Source organism: Phocaeicola abscessus CCUG 55929, from assembly GCF_000312445.1.
Classification (GTDB): Bacteria; Bacteroidota; Bacteroidia; order Bacteroidales; family Bacteroidaceae; genus Phocaeicola; species Phocaeicola abscessus.
The window spans coordinates 313,715-332,385 of sequence record NZ_HE997182.1 but is presented as its reverse complement, the minus strand read 5'-3'; the positions used below and the strand labels follow the sequence as shown (position 1 = coordinate 332,385).

Here is an 18,671-nt window from a genome sequence, read left to right as displayed (position 1 = left end):
GGATGAGAAAATATCTAAATTGGAAGCAACAAACAAGCTGCTTAATGAGACAATAATGTCCCTAAAATCTACTTTAGAGACTATGCACTCTCTACTTATAGAGGCCAAGGCATCCAAGGAAGCAGACACTCTCCTTATCAAGGAACTATGCGCCACTATCGAGTCCCTTAAGCAGAGGCTCACTGAACGTGAAGCCGTTACCGAAAAAGTTGTAAATGAAAACAGGCAGCTGTCTGCAATGGTACGTAATGCCAACAAACAGAACGAGTCTGTAAAGATACAGTCGTCTTCAGCTGACAGGAAGGAAGATGATGATAGCAAAAAGGATGTGAGAAAAGTAATCAGAAGAAGTCATGCAGGATGCAAGATTATAGTCAGGCATGTTGACCTGTACCCTGATTCAAAAGATGGCGATGTAGTAGAAAATACCGGTCTCGAAGAAGAGACTGTACATTACAGCTATAAGAAGGGCTATATCGAAGAGATACATTATCATCGCCATAAGCAAAGGATCAATGATACATTAAAATGTGCCAAGGCTCCTCTCACACCTTTACAGAACTCACAATATGAGTCCTCTTTTATTGCCCATATAATAGCTCTGAGGTTCGGTTATGCATTACCTATTGAGCGTGTAGTGAAGATGGTTAATGCCGAGGGCTTTGACCTGTCGAAGACAACTGCATTTAATCTGCTTGAGGGTGCATATGTCTTATTGGAGAATATAGGCACTGCCATATATCAGACCATAATCGGGGATACTTACATAGGCATGGATGAGACATATCATCGTCTGACTAACTGCGTGGAACCAAACAAGAATGGCAAGCGCACAAAGAAAGCTTATATGTGGGAGATGTTCTCATATCAATATAATCTTGTACGCTACCACTTCTCTTCAAAGGGCTCACGTAGCAGTGAGACAGGTGCTGAGTTCCTTGGATCTTATAAAGAATTGCTTCAGTCAGATGCTCTTAGGTTCTATCGTAACCTTGGTGAGGAACAGGGCAACGGGATAACAAGACTTGCCTGTGTACAGCATGTAAAACGTGAATGGATCAATATCGGTGATACGATACCGGAAGCAGTAAAGATAGCAAGTCTGTATTCTGAGTTATATCACAAGGAACATATGCATAAGATAGGAGAAGACGGATGGACGGAGACCGATAATCTAAGATGGCGCGAGGAATATGCTTCACCTATCCTTGATGAGATTGAATCACGATGTAGGCTGATTATGAAATCAGGAGTGCCGAAGACTCCTATGTATATGGCGGCGCAATACTCGCTGAATGAGATGCCAGCCGTCAGGGAAATATTTAAAACGGGACATTGCAGGCTCGGTAATAACCTTTGTGAGATATTAAACCGCGACATATCGTTATCCAGAAGGAATTCTCTCTTCTTTGTAAGTGAAAACGGAGCAGTGTATGCTACATTGTTCTACTCAATTGTGGCTTCATGTAAGCTACATAACATAGATCCCGAAGAGTATCTGACATGGTTAATGGATAAGGTTATAAATATGTCGCCTTTATATAATTATGATCTCCTAAGACCATTGCTACCTGATATGTATAAGAAGGACGAGCCCGAACTTATATAATATAAGGTATCAGGTTAGCAATACGCCTCTCTTGGAACGCATACGATTGTTTGATTAATATTAATTTGTCCCGATTTTAACGGGACACTAATTTATATTGAGATATTTTCTACTAAAAACAATATTTATTAGCCTAGATGTTAATATCCAAAAATAAACTATATTTTATTTGAATCTACAAAATTTAGTTCTGAAAGTATTTTAGCTATTTCGTCTGGTTCTAAACTGCCCAGTACAAATATCAATCATTTTAGCAAATCTAAGTTTACAATTTCAAAATATCATCAAAGCGAGAGACACTCACTTACAACGCTATAAACAACTACTATTTATTAGAAAGTCTGACAACATACCTTTTCAGATGAAATCTCATGTAAGTTACTTATAGAACAATTGCTTTTGAATAGGAGATACCATTTTTTGAGATGATTCTATGTTTTTTCTTGTTTTACTTTCCGTTTCTTTGTATTCAGAAAAAATGTTATAAATAAATTTAGTATATCATGAAAAGAGTAAAACCATTTGCTTATCTATTGATTGCAGTAGGGCTATACTCCTGCAATACGCCACAAAAGGAAACTTCCTTTCAGAAAAACGAGCCTGTAAATTTTGCACAAGTTAAGATTGAAGATAATTTTTGGTTACCAAGAATAAACAAGCATGCTGAAGTTACATTGCCAGCTTGTCTAAATCAGTGCGAAGTTGAAACCCAACGTATAAAGAATTTTGCTATTGCTGCAGGAATGGAAGAGGGAGAATTCAAAGGGTTGGTTTATGATGACTCAGACCTTTATAAAATGATTGAAGGTTGCTCTTATTCCCTGATGAATCATCCCAATCCTGAGTTGGAGAAAAAATTAGATGAGATTATAGACAAAATTGCTGGTGCACAGCTTGAAGATGGCTACTTGATGACATACTTCATTTTAGGAGATTTGAATCAACGATGGACAAATATGGATAAGCATGAGATGTATTGTTGTGGTCACCTTATAGAGGCTGCAATTGCATATTACAATGCTACCGGTAAACGTACGCTGCTGGATGTAGCCATTAAATTCGCAAACCATATAGACAATACTTTTGGAAAAAATAAACGTAATTGGGTACCGGGACATCAGGAAATAGAACTAGCATTGGTAAAACTATATCGCGTGACTCAGGATGATAGATATTTAAAACTCGCACATTGGTTGCTTGAGCAACGTGGACACAACCACGGTGACTGGAAGGCTAAGGACTATTATCAGGACTTAAAACCAGTTAGCGAACTTTCCAAAATTAGTGGGCATGCAGTACGTGCCATGTATATGTTTACAGGTATGGCTGATTTAGCTTCCATCACACAAGATACAGCATATGTACGTGCCCTCGATCGGCTCTGGGAAGATGTGACTAAGACCAAGATGTATGCTACTGGTGGAATAGGTTCTTCACGTAAGAACGAAGGTTTTACTGAGGACTATGATTTGCCAAATGCAGAGGCATATTGTGAAACTTGTGCATCTGTCGGTATGGTTTTCTGGAATCAGCGTATGAATATGCTGAAAGGAGATGGTAAATATGTAGATATACTGGAAAGATCCATGTATAATGGTGCTTTAGCAGGTATCTCTCTGTCAGCTGACCGCTTCTTTTATGTTAATCCTTTGGAGTCAGCAGGAACACATCACAGAAAACCTTGGTATGGTACTGCATGCTGCCCAAGCCAAATCTCTCGTTTCTTACCTTCTGTAGGTAATTATGTCTATGCTACCTCTTCAGATGCTTTATGGGTTAATCTGTATATTGCCAGCGAAACAAACGTAACGATTGAAGATGTTCCTATGCACGTAAAACAGTTGACAGAATATCCTTGGAAAGGTGACGTCAAGCTGGTAATGACTCCTGAGAAAGAAACAAACTTTACGTTGAAAGTTCGTATCCCGAACTGGTGTAAGAACTATGAATTCATGGTTAATGGTGAGAAAGTAAAGACTGAAATAGATAAACAATACCTACTGGTTGAGCGCACTTGGAAAGCAGGTGATGAGGTTTCATTCAGTATGGCTATGCCAGTAGAAGTCGTAGCTGCTGATCCGCGTGTAAAAGCCAATATCGGTAAGCGCTGTTTGCAAAGAGGCCCATTGGTATATTGTATGGAAGAAATTGATAATCCCCTTTACAATAATGCCACTTTGCTACATTCTACAAACTATATGGCAAATTTTGAGCCCGATTTATTAGGGGGTGTTGTCAGCATTACTGCAGTTAACGGTGATGATACTTATAAGTTTATTCCATATTATGCCTGGGATAACCGTGAAGCCGGAAAAATGCAAGTATGGGTAAAATATGAAGAATAAAAGTGTGAATGCTTATGATGGTATTGAAAGAACATTTTCTAGTCTTAATGGTTTTGTTCAGCTGTATAAATGCAGCTGCAATGACTCCTAGGACCCCTATTGAAGGTCCATATGTAAACAACCGGTTTCCACTGGAACGGAAACCTTACATCGAACTACCTTTAGGCACCATAAAACCTACGGGTTGGCTGAAAGAGATGCTATTGCGCCAGTCAAAAGGTATGACATCTCATTTGGATAGTCTTTACCCAGAAGTAATGGGACACCGAAATGGTTGGCTAGGTGGTGATGGTGATCAATGGGAACGTGGGCCATATTGGATTGACGGGCTGTTGCCACTAGCATACATAATGGATAATGAAAGTCTGAAAAAGAAGGCACAACCTTGGGTAGAGTGGGCACTACAAAGTCAGCGTGCAGACGGATTTTTTGGACCAACAGTCAATTACCCACCTGAAAAAGGGCTTCAACGCAATAATTCAGAAGACTGGTGGCCTCGTATGGTTGTATTAAAATTCTTAAAGCAATATTACTCGGCCACACAAGATGAACGAGTAATTGACTTTATGACACGTTATTTCAAATATCAGTTGGCTACTTTGCCTGAGAAGCCATTGGACAACTGGACTTTTTGGGCCAAAGACCGTGCTTGCGATAATCTGCAGATAGTATACTGGCTATATAATTTGACGGGAGACACATTTCTGTTAGATTTAGGTAAACTATTGCACGAACAAAGTTATGATTACGTGGATATGTTCCTCAATAGGGACGACTTAACCCGTATTAATACCATTCACTGTGTCAACCTAGCACAAGGTATAAAAGAGCCGATTATTTATTACCAACAGGAACCTGACAAAAAGTATATTCAGGTTGTAAAAAAGGCATTTAAAGATATTCGCCAGTTCCATGGTCAACCACAAGGTATGTATGGAGGTGATGAAGCTATTCATGGGAACAATCCAACACAAGGGTCTGAACTTTGTTCGGCAGTTGAATTAATGTTTTCATTGGAAGAAATGGGACAGATAACGGGGGATATACAATTTTTCGATCATTTGGAGCGAATTGCCTTCAATGCATTGCCTACGCAAATAACAGATGATTTTATGGCACGACAATATTTCCAGCAGCCTAATCAGGTTTTGATAACTAGGGCACTGCATAATTTTGACATCAATCATGGTGAAACGGACCTTGTGTACGGACTTTTGACTGGTTATCCGTGCTGCACTTCTAACTTTCACCAGGGATGGCCGAAATTCGTTCAAAACCTGTGGTATTCTACAGCAGACTGCGGAGTAGCAGCTATGGTTTATTCTCCATCGGTAGTAGAGATGAAGGTTGCCGATGGAGCCACAGTAAAAATCACCGAGGAAACCTGTTATCCAATGGATGATGCTATTGTGTTCCATATAAACTTCACTAATGGAGAATCAGGAGTCACTTTCCCTTTCCATTTACGTATCCCAGAATGGTGCAATGAGGCTACAATTACTATCAATGGTGAAGTATATAACACGTATAAAGGAAATTCTATAGCTATCATCAACCGTAAGTGGCACACAGGCGATATTGTAAAACTAATGCTACCTATGTCTGTACGTTTGGAGAGTTGGTACGAGAACTCAGTGTCAGTCAACAGAGGTCCGTTGGTATATGCACTTCGAATAGAAGAGGAATGGAGGAAGAAAAAAATACCAGCAAGCGAAATCTATGGGAAAATGTATTATGAAGTATATCCTAAATCAAAATGGAATTATGGTCTACTAGATGTAAAACAACTCAATCTTGATGAATATTTCAAGGTAATGATTGACCATGAGAAAGTACGTGCAGATTTCCCTTGGACACTAGAAGGAGCTCCTATTCAAATAAAAGCTAAAGCCAAAGAAATACCTTCATGGCAATTATATAATAATATGGCTGGACCTCTGCCTTATAGCTGGATGATATATGGTCCTGGAACAGACGATGTCCCTGAAGAGGAGATCACATTGATACCTTATGGCTGTACAACATTACGCATCTCCGAATTTCCGGTAATATAAAACAGAAAAAATAATAAATGACATTATGAAGAAACTTATTTTATTTGGAATGTGCATTTCGATGTTGTTTTCCTGCCAACAGAAGGAGAATATCACTCTATCAGGTTTACAACGTGAACATTTTCAGACTAATATTGATGGTAATAAGACTGATCTATATGTGCTTACTAATCATAATGGGATGGAAGTATGTATTACCAATTTTGGTGGACGTGTTGTTTCAATTGTGGTACCTGACAAGGCCAGTAATATGCAAGATGTTGTATTAGGTTTTGATTCAATTCAAGACTATATGACAATTCCTACAGATTTCGGAGCCTCTATTGGCCGTTATGCCAATAGAATAAGCCAAGGCAAGTTAGTCATGAATGAAGATACAATTCAGTTGCCTCGCAATAATTTCGGGCATTGTCTGCATGGCGGTCCTAACGGTTGGCAATATAAAGTATATGATGGGTTACAAATTGATGCACAGACACTCGAATTAACTTTGAATTCACCGGATGATGATGAAAACTTTCCAGGAAATGTACTGGCAAAAGTAAAGTATAAGTTGACAGATGATAATTCCCTACAAATAAGCTATGAGGCTACAACCGACAAGAAGACAGTTATTAATATGACAAATCATAGCTATTTTAATTTGTCCGGCAATCCATCAAACCCGATTACAGACCATATACTTTATCTGAATGCTGGAGCATTTACTCCTGTTGACAGTACATTTATGACTACAGGTGAAATTAGACCGGTAAAAGGAACACCAATGGATTTTACAGCACCATCTATAATAGGAGATAAGATGAATATGAATGATGAACAAGTCGCTAATGGAAAAGGATTTGATCACAACTGGGTACTAGCGACCAAAGGAGATATGAATATACTTGCTGCACGTTTGGTATGTCCTTCAACCGGAATTGGAGTAGAGGTCTATACGGATGAGCCAGGCATACAAGTTTACTCGGGTAATTTCTTGGATGGAACAGTAACAGGGAAAAAAGGTATTGTATATAATCAGCGTACGGCAGTATGTTTAGAAACACAACATTATCCAGACTCACCCAATAAGCTTGACTGGCCTAGCGTATATCTAATGCCTGGTCAGAAATATACAAGTCATTGCACATACAAATTTGTGACAATGTAATTATTTATTGGTGTTGTTTACTATATTACGGTTAGATTTGAGTATTATGGGATAAGATTGTATGGGATAAATAACACATTAAAATATTGGATGTCTAAATGCGTGAAGTATTTAGGCATCCAATTTACATTTTGTGGTTTAAATTTCTAAGATAACCATATAATATTAATTAATACTCATTTTTACCTGTGATCCAAAGAACAACTTAATGACATGGATTCGCATTGTTTTTGATAAGTAGTCGTGGAAGTCATGGCTCCATTCGAGGGGATTTGTGTACCTTTGCATCGCAAAAAACTTTCTTGATTCGGGGGAGAAGTATTATGATGAACATAGAAATGAGTTAGTATGAAATCAGAAGACTTGATAAATGAATGTAGCGGATGTTCTTGTGGTGAAGAGTGTTCGTGTAATGGTGACTGCCAGTGTGATGGCCAGTGTCATTGCTCTTGTTGCGAACATGAAGCTGATGAGGTTGATTTGTATGTGAGTCGGTATTCAGGTATCCCTATAGTAGAACTTGATGAGGAGGATTTCAATGACTGGGATTAGGCGCTTTTGTGTCGCTCAAAATAGAAACGACAGGGAAACATATTTGTCGCCCCGTCGTTTGCTTAATCATAACTTTATTTATTAACTACTAGTTATTCTTGATAAACTTCGGTAAATTATTGTCTGCTGCTGAACCTAAAGCAAATTTATAATCATATTTAGTGATATAACCATCCTCTAGGGCAAGTCCAATGCCTTCGTTTAAGTCGTTAATTACATCATTGTTGTTCAATTCTGACGTTGGTGCAATTGCAGCGACACCCTTTTCTCCAATGCCGTTAGTCGCTTTGTGATTAGTAACGGTTTTCCAGTACGATTTATTGATGCTGTAAGAACCTCCGTTATTATACCCCATAAGACCTCCATGATATAAGGCAACGTTTGAGTATCTGCTAGAAGAGGAAATAAGGCCTGAAGCATAGCAACCATAGATGTTGGCGTCTTGACCTGTAATGCCACCGATATAAACATATCCATCCCATGTGATGTTTCTATCATAACTTATATCTCCTTGGTTGAAACATCCTACAATGGTGCCTTCTGATCCGTTGATGCCTCCTATGTTTGTATTTTGAGCCGTATTGTCATCCGCTGTTACTTTAATGGTTGCATAATTTTTACAGTTAATAATCTTCCCGCTGGCTCTTCCTGCAATTCCGCCCACTTCGCTAGCGTTTTTGACATTAATAGTTCCTTTAAAAGTACAGTTTGTAATAATATCACCACCAAATGCAAACCCTACTATTCCACCAATATATCCTGAAAAACCAGAAATTGTTGTGCCATTGATTTCACCTGACAAATTAATGTTTTTTAGCGTGGCCGCTATTGTTTCTGCAAATAGTCCACATTCATAATAGCTGATGCTTTGGTAAAAATTTGAGATTAGGAAATTTCCTCCATCAAATTGTCCTTGGAACCATCGCGTCGTATTACTGGAATCTACTCCGATTGGAATCCAATTTTCATTTTCCAGGTCTATATCGTTTGTGACCTTGTAATAATATTTGGCTTTTAATACACCAATATTTGTAAGCATTGCTAAATTTTTTAGATGTTCTTTGCTTGAAATACGAAAAGCCGTTTCCTCGGTTAATCCGTCTCCCCCAGCAAAGAAAGTTGAAAGATTCTTGGTGGAGATAAGTTGTTTTGTTACTGTGTATTTTTTTCCCACCTCAAATGCTTTTGTGTTTTTAATGGTTGAAATATAGGTTCTATCCGCAGTGCCGTCGTTAGTACAAACTGTAAGATTAATGTTTTTGCCTTGTAAACGATCCGTTTCGTTTGATACGCCCACCATCATGTAGGCTGTGATTTTTTTATCAGCGGGAACTACGACGTCACTAAAGGAAAGTCTAATATCTGTAGTGTAATCAAAACTTGAAGCACTTCCGTCAAAAGGAATATAAGCTTTCTGAACGAATATTTTTTCGCCACGATCAGAATAAATCTTTATGTATTGTACGTTTTCGCCGATAGCATCATCTGGGAACGTGATGTCGAATTTCAGGACCGCGCCATATCTTTTAAATGTGAATGTAGGGTCTTGTCCTTCTGTATATAACGAAGATGCCATCTGCAAATCGTAAGAACCAAGATGCTCTGTGTTATTGTTTCCTGTTTGTTTCTGGCTACTGTCGAATGCAACTTTGTAATCTATTGTTGCACAATATATGTTGTTTACTTTCGTGCTATATATTTTTGTGTCACCACACGAACATGCATAAAGCCTATTTCCTGTTGACCAACTGCCTGTACCTGTAAAATCAGCTTTTTTTTCGCCGCTGCCTGATGATAAAGTATAAGTTTGCCATCTACTTGCAATGTTTGCGTCTGCCAGTTGGCTTTTCAAACCAACATAGATTACGTCACCTTCACTCCAGGTGACTTCCATTCCGCTAGTCTTGTCACTATATCCCATTCTGGAAGATGATTCTTCGCTTTGAGTTCCATGTATAGTTATTACTTTCTCGGATATTTGGTTTTCTCCATTGTTTATTTCTGCTATATCTGAATCTTTGTTGCATGACGTGCCGTATGGCATGGAACAAAACAGTAAACTTGAATATAATAATGCGTTTATTTTTTTCATGGTATTAAGCTTTTGTTGAAATTATATGTTCATCATTTCCTCCAAATGGAGTGGCAATTGAAGATTCCCAACCTCCGCCATCTCTAAAATCATCTACTGAACTTTGTAATACTGAACTTTCTAATTCCAATGTGTATACTTCCATGGTAGGCTTTGTGTAAGTCTGTTTTTTCGCAATAATTGCTGTCTTTTCTTTTGTCTTTTCCATATATATGTATAGTTAACATTAAAAACATTTTCGTCAATACTAACTATTCCGAACCGCCTATTGGAGCGTTGTCAGTTGAATATGCATTGTGTTGTAGTACTACAATAGAATCCATGTTTTCTTGTTAAGAGAATATTGTATCATGCTTACGATGTAGATATTCCTCGCAAACATAGTAATTAATTGGAAATATGGCACACGAATTACATATATTATCATTAGTGTCCACTAAAACTTAGTGGATATATTTGTAATTTATTTGAATTTAGTGTGTTATAACGAGAAAATAACGGTGACGGTTTGAATTGGGTACATTTGCTTTTTAAAAGTAAATTAGTCATTCTATGAACACCGGTAAATATATTTTCTCTCAACTTATAGAGTTCTTGCCTCAGAGAATTTTTGATAGAATTATAATGAAATACGAAGGGAATAAATACGTAAAGCATTTCACCTGTTGGAATCAGTTGCTCATCATGATGTTCGGACAGCTGAGTAATCGTGACAGTCTTCGTGACCTCATTAGTACGATATCTGCTCATTCCACAAAAAGCTATCATCTTGGTTTTGGCAAGAATGTAACGAGAAGTAATCTGGCAAAGGTCAACGAAAGACGTGAACCTCGTATCTTCGAAGAATTTGCCTACCACATGATAGGTATTGCGAGAAAGAAGAGAATAAATAAGGACTTTGAGATAGCCGGAAAAGTCTTTGCATTCGACTCTACTACCATCGACCTTTGTCTTAGTATCTTCTGGTGGGCAAAGTTCCGCAGGACAAAAGCAGGTATCAAGATGCATACGCTCTATGAGATTGAAACGGAGATTCCTACGTTCATTCATATTACGGAAGCAAAGGTACATGATCAACGGGCTATGGACGTAATCCCTTATGAGCAGGGAGCTTACTATGTGTTTGACCGAGGGTATTTTGACCTTAGGAGACTCTATCATATCAATGAGATCGAAGCTTTTTTCGTAATAAGGCAGAGAGGAAATCTTCTGTATGATACCATCAAAGAGAATGATACCATGCATAATGCAGATGGTGTACTTTCTGACCAAATTATCAAACTTACCGGCTATCAGACGATGAAAAAATATCCCATATCTCTTCGTCGTATTGCATACTATGCTACAGATAAAAACAAGACATTTGTTTACCTGACCAATAATATGCAGATACCTGCCACTCAAGTAGCACTTCTTTATAAATATCGTTGGCATATGGAGCTCTTTTTTAAATGGATTAAACAGCATCTTAAAATCAAATCCTTTTGGGGAACTATTGAGACTGCTGTAAGAATCCAGATATACTCTGACATCACTGCATATTGTATGGTGGCCATTATTGAACATGATCTTAAACTGCATAGGAGCACATACGAAGTGTTGAGAATTTTGAGCGCTTCGTTGTTGGATAAGACTCCAATTAAGGAACTCTTTACCAAAAAATCTGAATATGTTGAAGATTATGGTCAATATAATCTTAATTTTTTTTAGTGGACACTAATGATATATTATAATAAAACTTATGTCAAGTGTATTTATTGTATGATAGAATTCTTATGGTTGATTCTTTCCGACTCGTTCTTTCTTCTTTTGTGGCTATATCTGCATGCCTTTCGATTGATTGAAATCGCTATATTCATTCATCCCCAAAGAAGGTTCAAATTATTGTAGATATGAACTGTTTTTGCCTTATAATCATGGTGTTAGTATGAGAAAAAAATCATATCTTTGCAAAGTGAATTAGTAATGACTAAGAACAATTGCAGGGATGATTTGCCATCTTTTTCCAATCAAAAAGCTTGGTGGAAAATTTGTTCAATGGTTATAAATGATAAAGATTTCCGGTCCATATTCTAGTAGACCGGATCGATATTCAGATAGAGATCGTTCCCGTCCCCTTCGAGAAGCTGTCGGAAGACAGATGCGGAGAGAACAGCGCGACCATCAGGGCCAGAGTTCTCCGGGCGAGAAAGATACAGGAAGAGCGGTTCGAGGCTTACCCCGGCATCTACTGCAATGCGCAAATGGAGAGCAGGTTGCTTCGGCAATTCGCCAAGCCGGATGAGACGGGACTTCGCCTGCTGAAGTCGGCCATGACGAAGCTAGACCTTTCGGCTCGGGCGTACGATCGTATCTTGAAAGTCTCGCGCACCATCGCCGACATGGAAGGGAGCGAACAGATCAGAACCGCTCATTTAGCCGAAGCCATCTCTTATCGGAATTTGGATAGAGAAGGGTGGACGGAATAATCTTCGTCCGTCGTTTGAGCAAGCAGATGCCGACGTAAAAGCGTAAAAACCGAGAGAAGCAGGTCGATAAAAAATAGCGAGGGAGAAACGGGTTAGTCGGTAAAATTCACTAACTTTGCAACTGAATCGAGAAAAAAAGATAAAACGTACCGATCCGTATGGAAAGAAAATTCAAAAGAACGACCGTAACAGCTGCCCTCCCTTATGCTAACGGCGGCGTACATATCGGCCATTTAGCCGGCGTATACGTACCGGCCGATATTTATGTCCGTTATTTGCGGATGAAAAAGCAAGCTGTCAAATTCATTTGTGGTTCCGACGAACACGGGGTTCCCATTACTCTTCGGGCGAAAAAAGAAGGTACGACGCCGCAAGCAATCGTCGACCGTTACCATCAATTGATAAAAGATTCGTTTAAAGACTTCGGCATCTCTTTCGATATATATAGCCGTACCACATCGGACATCCATGCCCAGGTGGCGTCCGATTTCTTCAGAAAACTGTACGAAACCGGCAAACTCGTGGAGAAAGAAAGTGAACAATATTATGACGAGGAGGCGCATCAATTCCTTGCCGACCGATACATTATCGGAGAATGTCCTTATTGCCATAATGAAAACGCTTATGGCGACCAATGCGAGAAATGCGGACACGACCTCTCGCCCATGGAACTCATCGATCCGCGTTCTACTGTGAGCGGTTCGAAGCCAGTCGTGAAGAAGACCAAGAATTGGTACCTCCCTCTGAATGAATACCAAGATTGGTTGAAACAGTGGATATTGGAAGACCATCCAGAATGGCGTCCCAATGTATACGGCCAATGTAAAAGCTGGTTGGACATGGACTTGCAGCCTCGCGCTATGACTAGAGATCTGGATTGGGGTATTCCCGTGCCCGTGAAAGAGGCGGAAGGCAAAGTGCTGTACGTCTGGTTCGACGCCCCTATCGGTTATATTTCAAACACCCAAGAGCTGCTTCCTCAAGAATGGGAGAAATGGTGGAAAGATCCGGAAACCCGGTTGATTCATTTCATCGGGAAAGACAATATCGTCTTCCATTGCATCGTCTTCCCCGTCATGCTGAAAGCTCACGGAGATTACATCCTTCCGGACAATGTGCCTGCCAATGAGTTTTTAAATTTAGAGGGAGATAAAATCTCGACTTCCCGGAATTGGGCTGTCTGGTTAGACGAATACTTAGTCGATTTTCCGGATAAACAAGATGTGCTCCGGTATGTATTAACGGCCAATGCGCCGGAAACAAAAGATAATGATTTTACTTGGAAAGATTTCCAGGCTCGCAATAATAACGAACTTGTCGCTATCTATGGCAACTTCATCAATCGGGCGTTGGTCCTTGCACAAAAGTATTTTGAAGGAAAAGTTCCTGCGTGCGCAGACTTGAAAAAGATTGATCGAGATACGCTGGCAGAGTTTGCCGATGTCAAAACGAAAGTAGAAAATCTGTTGGACGTCTTTAAGTTCCGCGATGCACAAAAGGAAGCCATGAACTTGGCCCGCATAGGGAACAAGTACTTAGCGGATACGGAACCTTGGAAAGTAGCCAAGACGGATATGAACCGCGTGGCAACCATCCTGAATATTGCACTGCAATTATCTGCGAACTTAGCCATTGCATTCGAGCCGTTTTTGCCGTTCAGCAGTCGGAAACTTCGCACCATGCTGAAGATGGAAAATTGCGATTGGAATCAATTGGGCAGGACGGACTTGTTGAAAGTCGGGCAACCGTTAGACAAACCGGAGCTTCTTTTCGAAAAGATAGAAGATGCGGCCATCGACGCTCAAATACACAAACTGGAAGATAGGCGGAAGGCGAATGCCGCAACCGCTTATAAGGCGAATCCGATCAAACCTACCATCGCTTACGGGGATTTCGAGAAACTGGATATTCGAGTGGGGACGGTGCTCGATTGTCAGAAAGTGCCGACAACCGACAAATTGCTTCGGTTCACTCTTGCCGACGGTTTGGCAAACCGTACCATCGTAAGCGGTATCGCAAAGTTTTATAAGCCTGAAGATTTGATCGGTAAGCAAGTTTGTTTCATCGCAAACCTTGCTCCCCGGAAACTCAAAGGCATTGAGAGCCAAGGGATGATTCTCAGCGCCGAAAACGTGGATGGAAATCTTTCTGTCATTACTTCTCTGAACGAAGTAAAACCGGGAAGCGAGGTAAAATAAAGAGATCGTTTTATAGAAGAACGGATGAAAATCCGTCTTCCTCATCTGGTGAATAAATGTCCGGACAATCCTTGAAAGAAAAGACAGCAAAAGGCCTCTTATGGGGGGGGGTGAACAATGGTTTTCAACAATTGCTCGGTCTTCTCTTCGGCATTATCTTAGGACGCCTGCTTTCTCCACAGGAATATGGTATGGTCGGCATGATAAGTATTTTCGCACTTATCGCGACAGCCTTGCAGAGTAGCGGCTTCAAAAATGCGATTGCCAATTTAAAAGAACCTGTTCACCAAGATTATAACGCTGTTTTCTGGTTCAATATCATCGTCGGTTCTTCCTTGTATGCCATCTTGTTTTTCTGTGCTCCTCTCATCGCTCGATTTTATCACAATGCCGCGTTGATCTCGCTTTGCCGTTACGCTTTCCTTAGTATTGTCTTTTCTTCTTTAGGAACAGCTCAATCAGCTTACTTGTTTCGTAATTTAAAGGTCAAACAGCAGGCAAAAGCCGGGATGATTGCGGTCGTAACATCTAATTTGGTCGGTGTGACAATGGCATGGAAAGGATTTTCTTATTGGTCATTAGCGACACAAACGTTGGTTTTCGTCTCCTTGAATACCGTTTTTTTATGGTATTATTCGCCTTGGCGCCCTACGTTTAACGTAGATTTCAAACCCATCCGAAAGATGTTCAGGTTTAGCTGTAAGATCTTGGCTACAACGATTCTTACACATATTAATAACAATATATTAACGGTCTTCTTAGGAAAACACTTTACTGCCAATGAAGTAGGAAATTATAATCAGGCATATATTTGGAATTCTAAAAGTTATTACCTGCTGCAGGGGATGGTCGATCAGGTGGCACAACCGGTGTTTATAACCGTATCCGAAGAAAAAGAACGGCAACTGAAGATCTTACGCAAGTTAGTACGTTTCACCTCATTTATTTCTTTTCCGCTTTTGTTTGGACTGGCTTTGGTTTCGCATGAATTTATCGTATTGACCATTACCGAGAAGTGGCTTACCTGTGCCGATTATTTGCAGATGCTTTGTATTAGTGGTGCTTTCATGCCTCTATATACTATCTTCTCCAATTTGATTATCAGCAAAGGGAAGTCGGGGATTTATTTATTGCTTACGTTTTTATTCTGTATCATGCAGATAGCGTTAATGTTGCTGATGTATCCGTACGGCATCCTTTGGATGATAATTGCTTATGTCATTCTGAATATTGCCTGGGTATTTGTAAATCATTGGTTTGTCAACCGTTACACCGGATATACGTTATCCTCTTTGTTGAAGGATATTTTGCCTTTCTGCTTGACGGCTTTAGGGGTGATGGGTATCACTTTTGTCTGTACGTCTGCAATGACTGACTTATGGGCTTTGTTCGTGACCAGGCTCGTTCTTGCCGCATCCCTTTATTATTTGGTTATGCGTGTCGCTAAAGCTAATATATTGACGGAGTGTATTCGTTTTATCTTCAGGAGGGGAGACGATGAATAGACCGACAAGCCTTACACTGGTTCCCGTCGGAGGGCTTGCCAACAGGATGAAGGCGATCGACGCGGCCCTCAATATGATTCAAGGAACGGAATGCCGATTGCATATTATCTGGTTTAAAGACAAAGGATTAAATTGCCGCTTCGAGGAATTGTTTAAACCGTTCGACAGACGGCATGTCGTGCTGAGAGAGGCAAGAAAAAGCGATTTCATCGCATATGATCGCCCTCGAAAGAGAAACGGATGGTTGCCACGGTTATTTCAGCTGATAGGTTTTGACGATTGTGTTTACGAAGATCGTGCAACGCAACTCTTTTATCAACATTTTGATTTCCGTTCTTGGATAAATGGAAAGAATGTGTATTTGGCAAGTTGTGTCTATTTTCAACCGATCGAGGAAGGCATGCCTTTTCGCTCTTTTCAGCCAATAGACACTTTACAAAAGCGAATAGACGAGGTATGCACGACTTTCCCCGATCGTACAATCGGCATACATATTCGTCGGACCGATAACGTCGCATCCTTAAGAGAGAGTCCGACGGAATTATTTATCGAACGTATACGACAAGAGATAGACAAAGATCCGGATGTTCGTTTTTATTTGGCTTCCGACTCCGACGAGGACAAGTACTTACTGAAGAAACGCTTCGGCCACCATATTATGACTTCTGGCAGACCGACTGATCGTAACAGCGTAAAAGGGATGCAGGATGCGCTTGTCGAACTCTTTATCCTCTCTAAAACGGAGAAGATTATTGGATCGGTAAAAAGCTCGTATTCCGAGACCGCAGCGCAATTAAGCAATATCCCTTGTGAATTATTAAAAAGGCCGTTATGAAAGTGTTAGCCATTGTCATATCTTACAACTTCGAGCACTGGATGGATCGCTGCCTGTGCAGTTTGCGAGCGTCCGACCTCAAGGTGGACGTGATGGTTATTGACAACGGTTCGCAGGATAAGACGGTGGAACGTATCCGAAAAGATTACCCGGAAGTCCGTTTGATTCAAAACTCCACGAACGTAGGCTTCGGCCGTGCCAACAATATTGGGATGAAGATAGCTCTCGAGGAACGATACGATTTCGTCTTTTTGCTGAATCAGGATGCGTGGATCGATCCGAATACCGTTGCGACGTTGGTAGCATTGAGCGAGCTGCATCCGGAATTCGGCATTCTGTCGCCGGTGCATCTGACGGGGAAGGGCGATCGGTTGGATTTCGGCTTCGCCGACTATGCCCATTTGCAACACAAGACAGATGTTCTTGCCTCCTCTTACACGGAAGTGTCTTTTGTCAATGCCGCCTTTTGGCTGATACCGGTTCGAGTGCTTAGAGAAGTTGGAGGATTTTCTTCGCTCTTTTATCATTGCGGCGAGGATTTGGATTTTACGAACCGATTGCGGTACCATGGTTATAAAATAGTGTATGCGCCGGTCTTCGGCTACCACGACCGCGAGAAAAGAGCGGTTACGAAACCGATGGAATATCGGGCGAAGACCGTCTATCTTTTCGCCGCTTATGCCAATATCAATCATTCGTTTGATTATTGTTTCGTAAAAGCGATCGGCGGAGGTTGCGAGCAGGTGGCAAAAGCGCTTCGTCGCCGGGCATGGAAAGATGCGGCAATCTATTTGAAGGTGACCGCCCATTTGCTGTCTCAAAGCATACATATCTGTGCCATTAGAAAATCGGTTGCTCGGAAAGCTCCGACATTTATTCTCCCATAAACGCATACGATCATGAGTTACGCACCCATTCTCCTGTTTGTCTATAATCGATTGGAACATACCCGGCGATGTGTGGCCTCGCTTCGACAAAATAGCTTGGCTGCAGAGAGCGACTTGTTCGTCTATTCGGACGGAGCAAAGGATCCGAACGGATGGAAGAAAGTAGAAGAAGTTCGAAAATTCGTCCATTCCATCGAAGGATTCAAGTCGGTTACCGCCATAGAAAACGAATCGAACCGAGGATTGGCGGAAAGTATTATCCGCGGTGTGACGGAAAAAGTAACGATACATGGCAAGGTCATCGTCGTCGAAGACGATTTGATCCTTGCTCCTTATTTCCTGTCATTCATGAACGATGCACTGGAAATCTATAAGGACGAACCGAAGGTGGGACATGTTCAGGCCTGCGATTATGTTCGAAACGACAAACTTCCGGATACGTTTTTGATCAAATGGACGGGAAGCTGGGGATGGGCGACGTGGAAACGCGCCTGGAAATACTTTAATCCGGATGGAAAAGCCTTGCTCCGCGAGTTACGGCAACGGAAGTTGACGCATGCCTTCGATTTCGACGGGAAGTATGGCTATACCCGAATGCTTCGTCGGCAGACCGAAGGTAAAAACGACTCGTGGGCTATCCGTTGGAATGCTTCTCTGTTTCTCCGCGACATCCTTTCTCTGAATGTCGGGAAGTCGTTGGTAAGGAATGCGGGCTTCGACGGAACCGGGACCAATGCTGGAGGGGGCGGACTGTATTCGTCGGAACTTTACATGCATCGGCTGACAGTCGATCGAATCGTTCCCGTCGAGGAGAATGAACAGGCTCGCAACGCTTATTCCGATTATTACGCCAGAACGAATTCCTTCCGCGCAAAAGCGATACGAAGGATCAAGCGTATGCTGCGGGGAGATTTCGGTGCATAAAGTCTTTATAAAAGCTGCACCCTATGCTTAAAAAATATACCTTTGCAGAAAA

12 protein-coding genes and 1 pseudogene are annotated in these 18,671 nt (G+C 40.9%); 11 read left to right on the top strand and 2 right to left on the bottom strand.

Going from position 1 to position 18,671, the window contains the following annotated elements:
- Positions 1-19 precede the first annotated feature (19 nt).
- From tnpC to BN102_RS01415, 4 genes are all read left to right on the top strand, one after another.
- Positions 20-1,609: an IS66 family transposase gene (tnpC, locus tag BN102_RS01430; RefSeq protein ID WP_019207270.1), complete on the top strand. Its 1,590-nt coding sequence runs from the start codon at positions 20-22 to the stop codon at positions 1,607-1,609.
- A 503-nt stretch (positions 1,610-2,112) separates the two neighbouring features.
- A complete protein-coding gene (locus BN102_RS01425; RefSeq protein WP_036786910.1) occupies positions 2,113-3,954 on the top strand; it encodes a glycoside hydrolase family 127 protein in 1,842 nt (613 codons plus the stop codon).
- A gap of 17 nt (positions 3,955-3,971) precedes the next feature.
- Positions 3,972-6,008 (top strand): beta-L-arabinofuranosidase domain-containing protein, encoded by a 2,037-nt coding sequence (locus BN102_RS01420; RefSeq protein WP_425357563.1) that lies wholly within the window; start codon positions 3,972-3,974, stop codon positions 6,006-6,008.
- Between the two features lie 22 nt (positions 6,009-6,030).
- Positions 6,031-7,158 carry an aldose epimerase family protein gene (locus BN102_RS01415; protein ID WP_425357562.1) on the top strand — a complete coding sequence of 376 codons (1,128 nt, stop codon included), beginning with the start codon at positions 6,031-6,033 and terminating at the stop codon, positions 7,156-7,158.
- Between the two features lie 640 nt (positions 7,159-7,798).
- Here the strand turns inward: BN102_RS01415 and BN102_RS01410 are convergent.
- The gene (locus BN102_RS01410) at positions 7,799-9,802 is read right to left on the bottom strand and encodes a GLUG motif-containing protein (RefSeq protein WP_083867161.1); all 2,004 of its coding nucleotides are present in this window, start codon (positions 9,800-9,802) and stop codon (positions 7,799-7,801) included.
- A gap of 4 nt (positions 9,803-9,806) precedes the next feature.
- Positions 9,807-10,010 (bottom strand): hypothetical protein, encoded by a 204-nt coding sequence (locus tag BN102_RS01405; protein ID WP_019207266.1) that lies wholly within the window; start codon positions 10,008-10,010, stop codon positions 9,807-9,809.
- A 344-nt stretch (positions 10,011-10,354) separates the two neighbouring features.
- Here BN102_RS01405 and BN102_RS01400 point away from each other — a divergent pair, with 344 nt between their 5' ends.
- The 7 genes and pseudogenes from BN102_RS01400 to BN102_RS01370 all read left to right on the top strand — a co-directional run bounded on the left by BN102_RS01400 (position 10,355) and on the right by BN102_RS01370 (position 18,619).
- Entirely contained in the window at positions 10,355-11,512 is a 1,158-nt protein-coding gene (locus BN102_RS01400; RefSeq protein WP_019207265.1) for an IS4 family transposase, read from the top strand.
- A gap of 362 nt (positions 11,513-11,874) precedes the next feature.
- Positions 11,875-12,270: pseudogene (locus BN102_RS10640) on the top strand (magnesium chelatase subunit ChlI family protein); the annotation flags it as partial.
- A 158-nt stretch (positions 12,271-12,428) separates the two neighbouring features.
- Entirely contained in the window at positions 12,429-14,468 is a 2,040-nt protein-coding gene (gene metG / locus BN102_RS01390; RefSeq protein WP_019207262.1) for a methionine--tRNA ligase, read from the top strand.
- A gap of 56 nt (positions 14,469-14,524) precedes the next feature.
- Complete coding sequence (locus BN102_RS01385) at positions 14,525-15,973, top strand: O-glycosylation flippase (RefSeq protein ID WP_019207261.1); 1,449 nt, start codon at positions 14,525-14,527, stop codon at positions 15,971-15,973.
- Positions 15,966-16,808, top strand: a complete 843-nt coding sequence (locus tag BN102_RS01380; RefSeq protein ID WP_019207260.1) for an O-fucosyltransferase family protein — start codon at positions 15,966-15,968, stop codon at positions 16,806-16,808. The genes BN102_RS01385 and BN102_RS01380 overlap by 8 nt, the downstream gene beginning before the upstream one ends.
- Complete coding sequence (locus BN102_RS01375) at positions 16,805-17,695, top strand: glycosyltransferase family 2 protein (protein WP_019207259.1); 891 nt, start codon at positions 16,805-16,807, stop codon at positions 17,693-17,695. The genes BN102_RS01380 and BN102_RS01375 overlap by 4 nt, the downstream gene beginning before the upstream one ends.
- Before the next feature lie 12 nt (positions 17,696-17,707).
- The gene (locus BN102_RS01370) at positions 17,708-18,619 is read left to right on the top strand and encodes a glycosyltransferase family protein (protein ID WP_019207258.1); all 912 of its coding nucleotides are present in this window, start codon (positions 17,708-17,710) and stop codon (positions 18,617-18,619) included.
- Positions 18,620-18,671 lie beyond the last annotated feature (52 nt).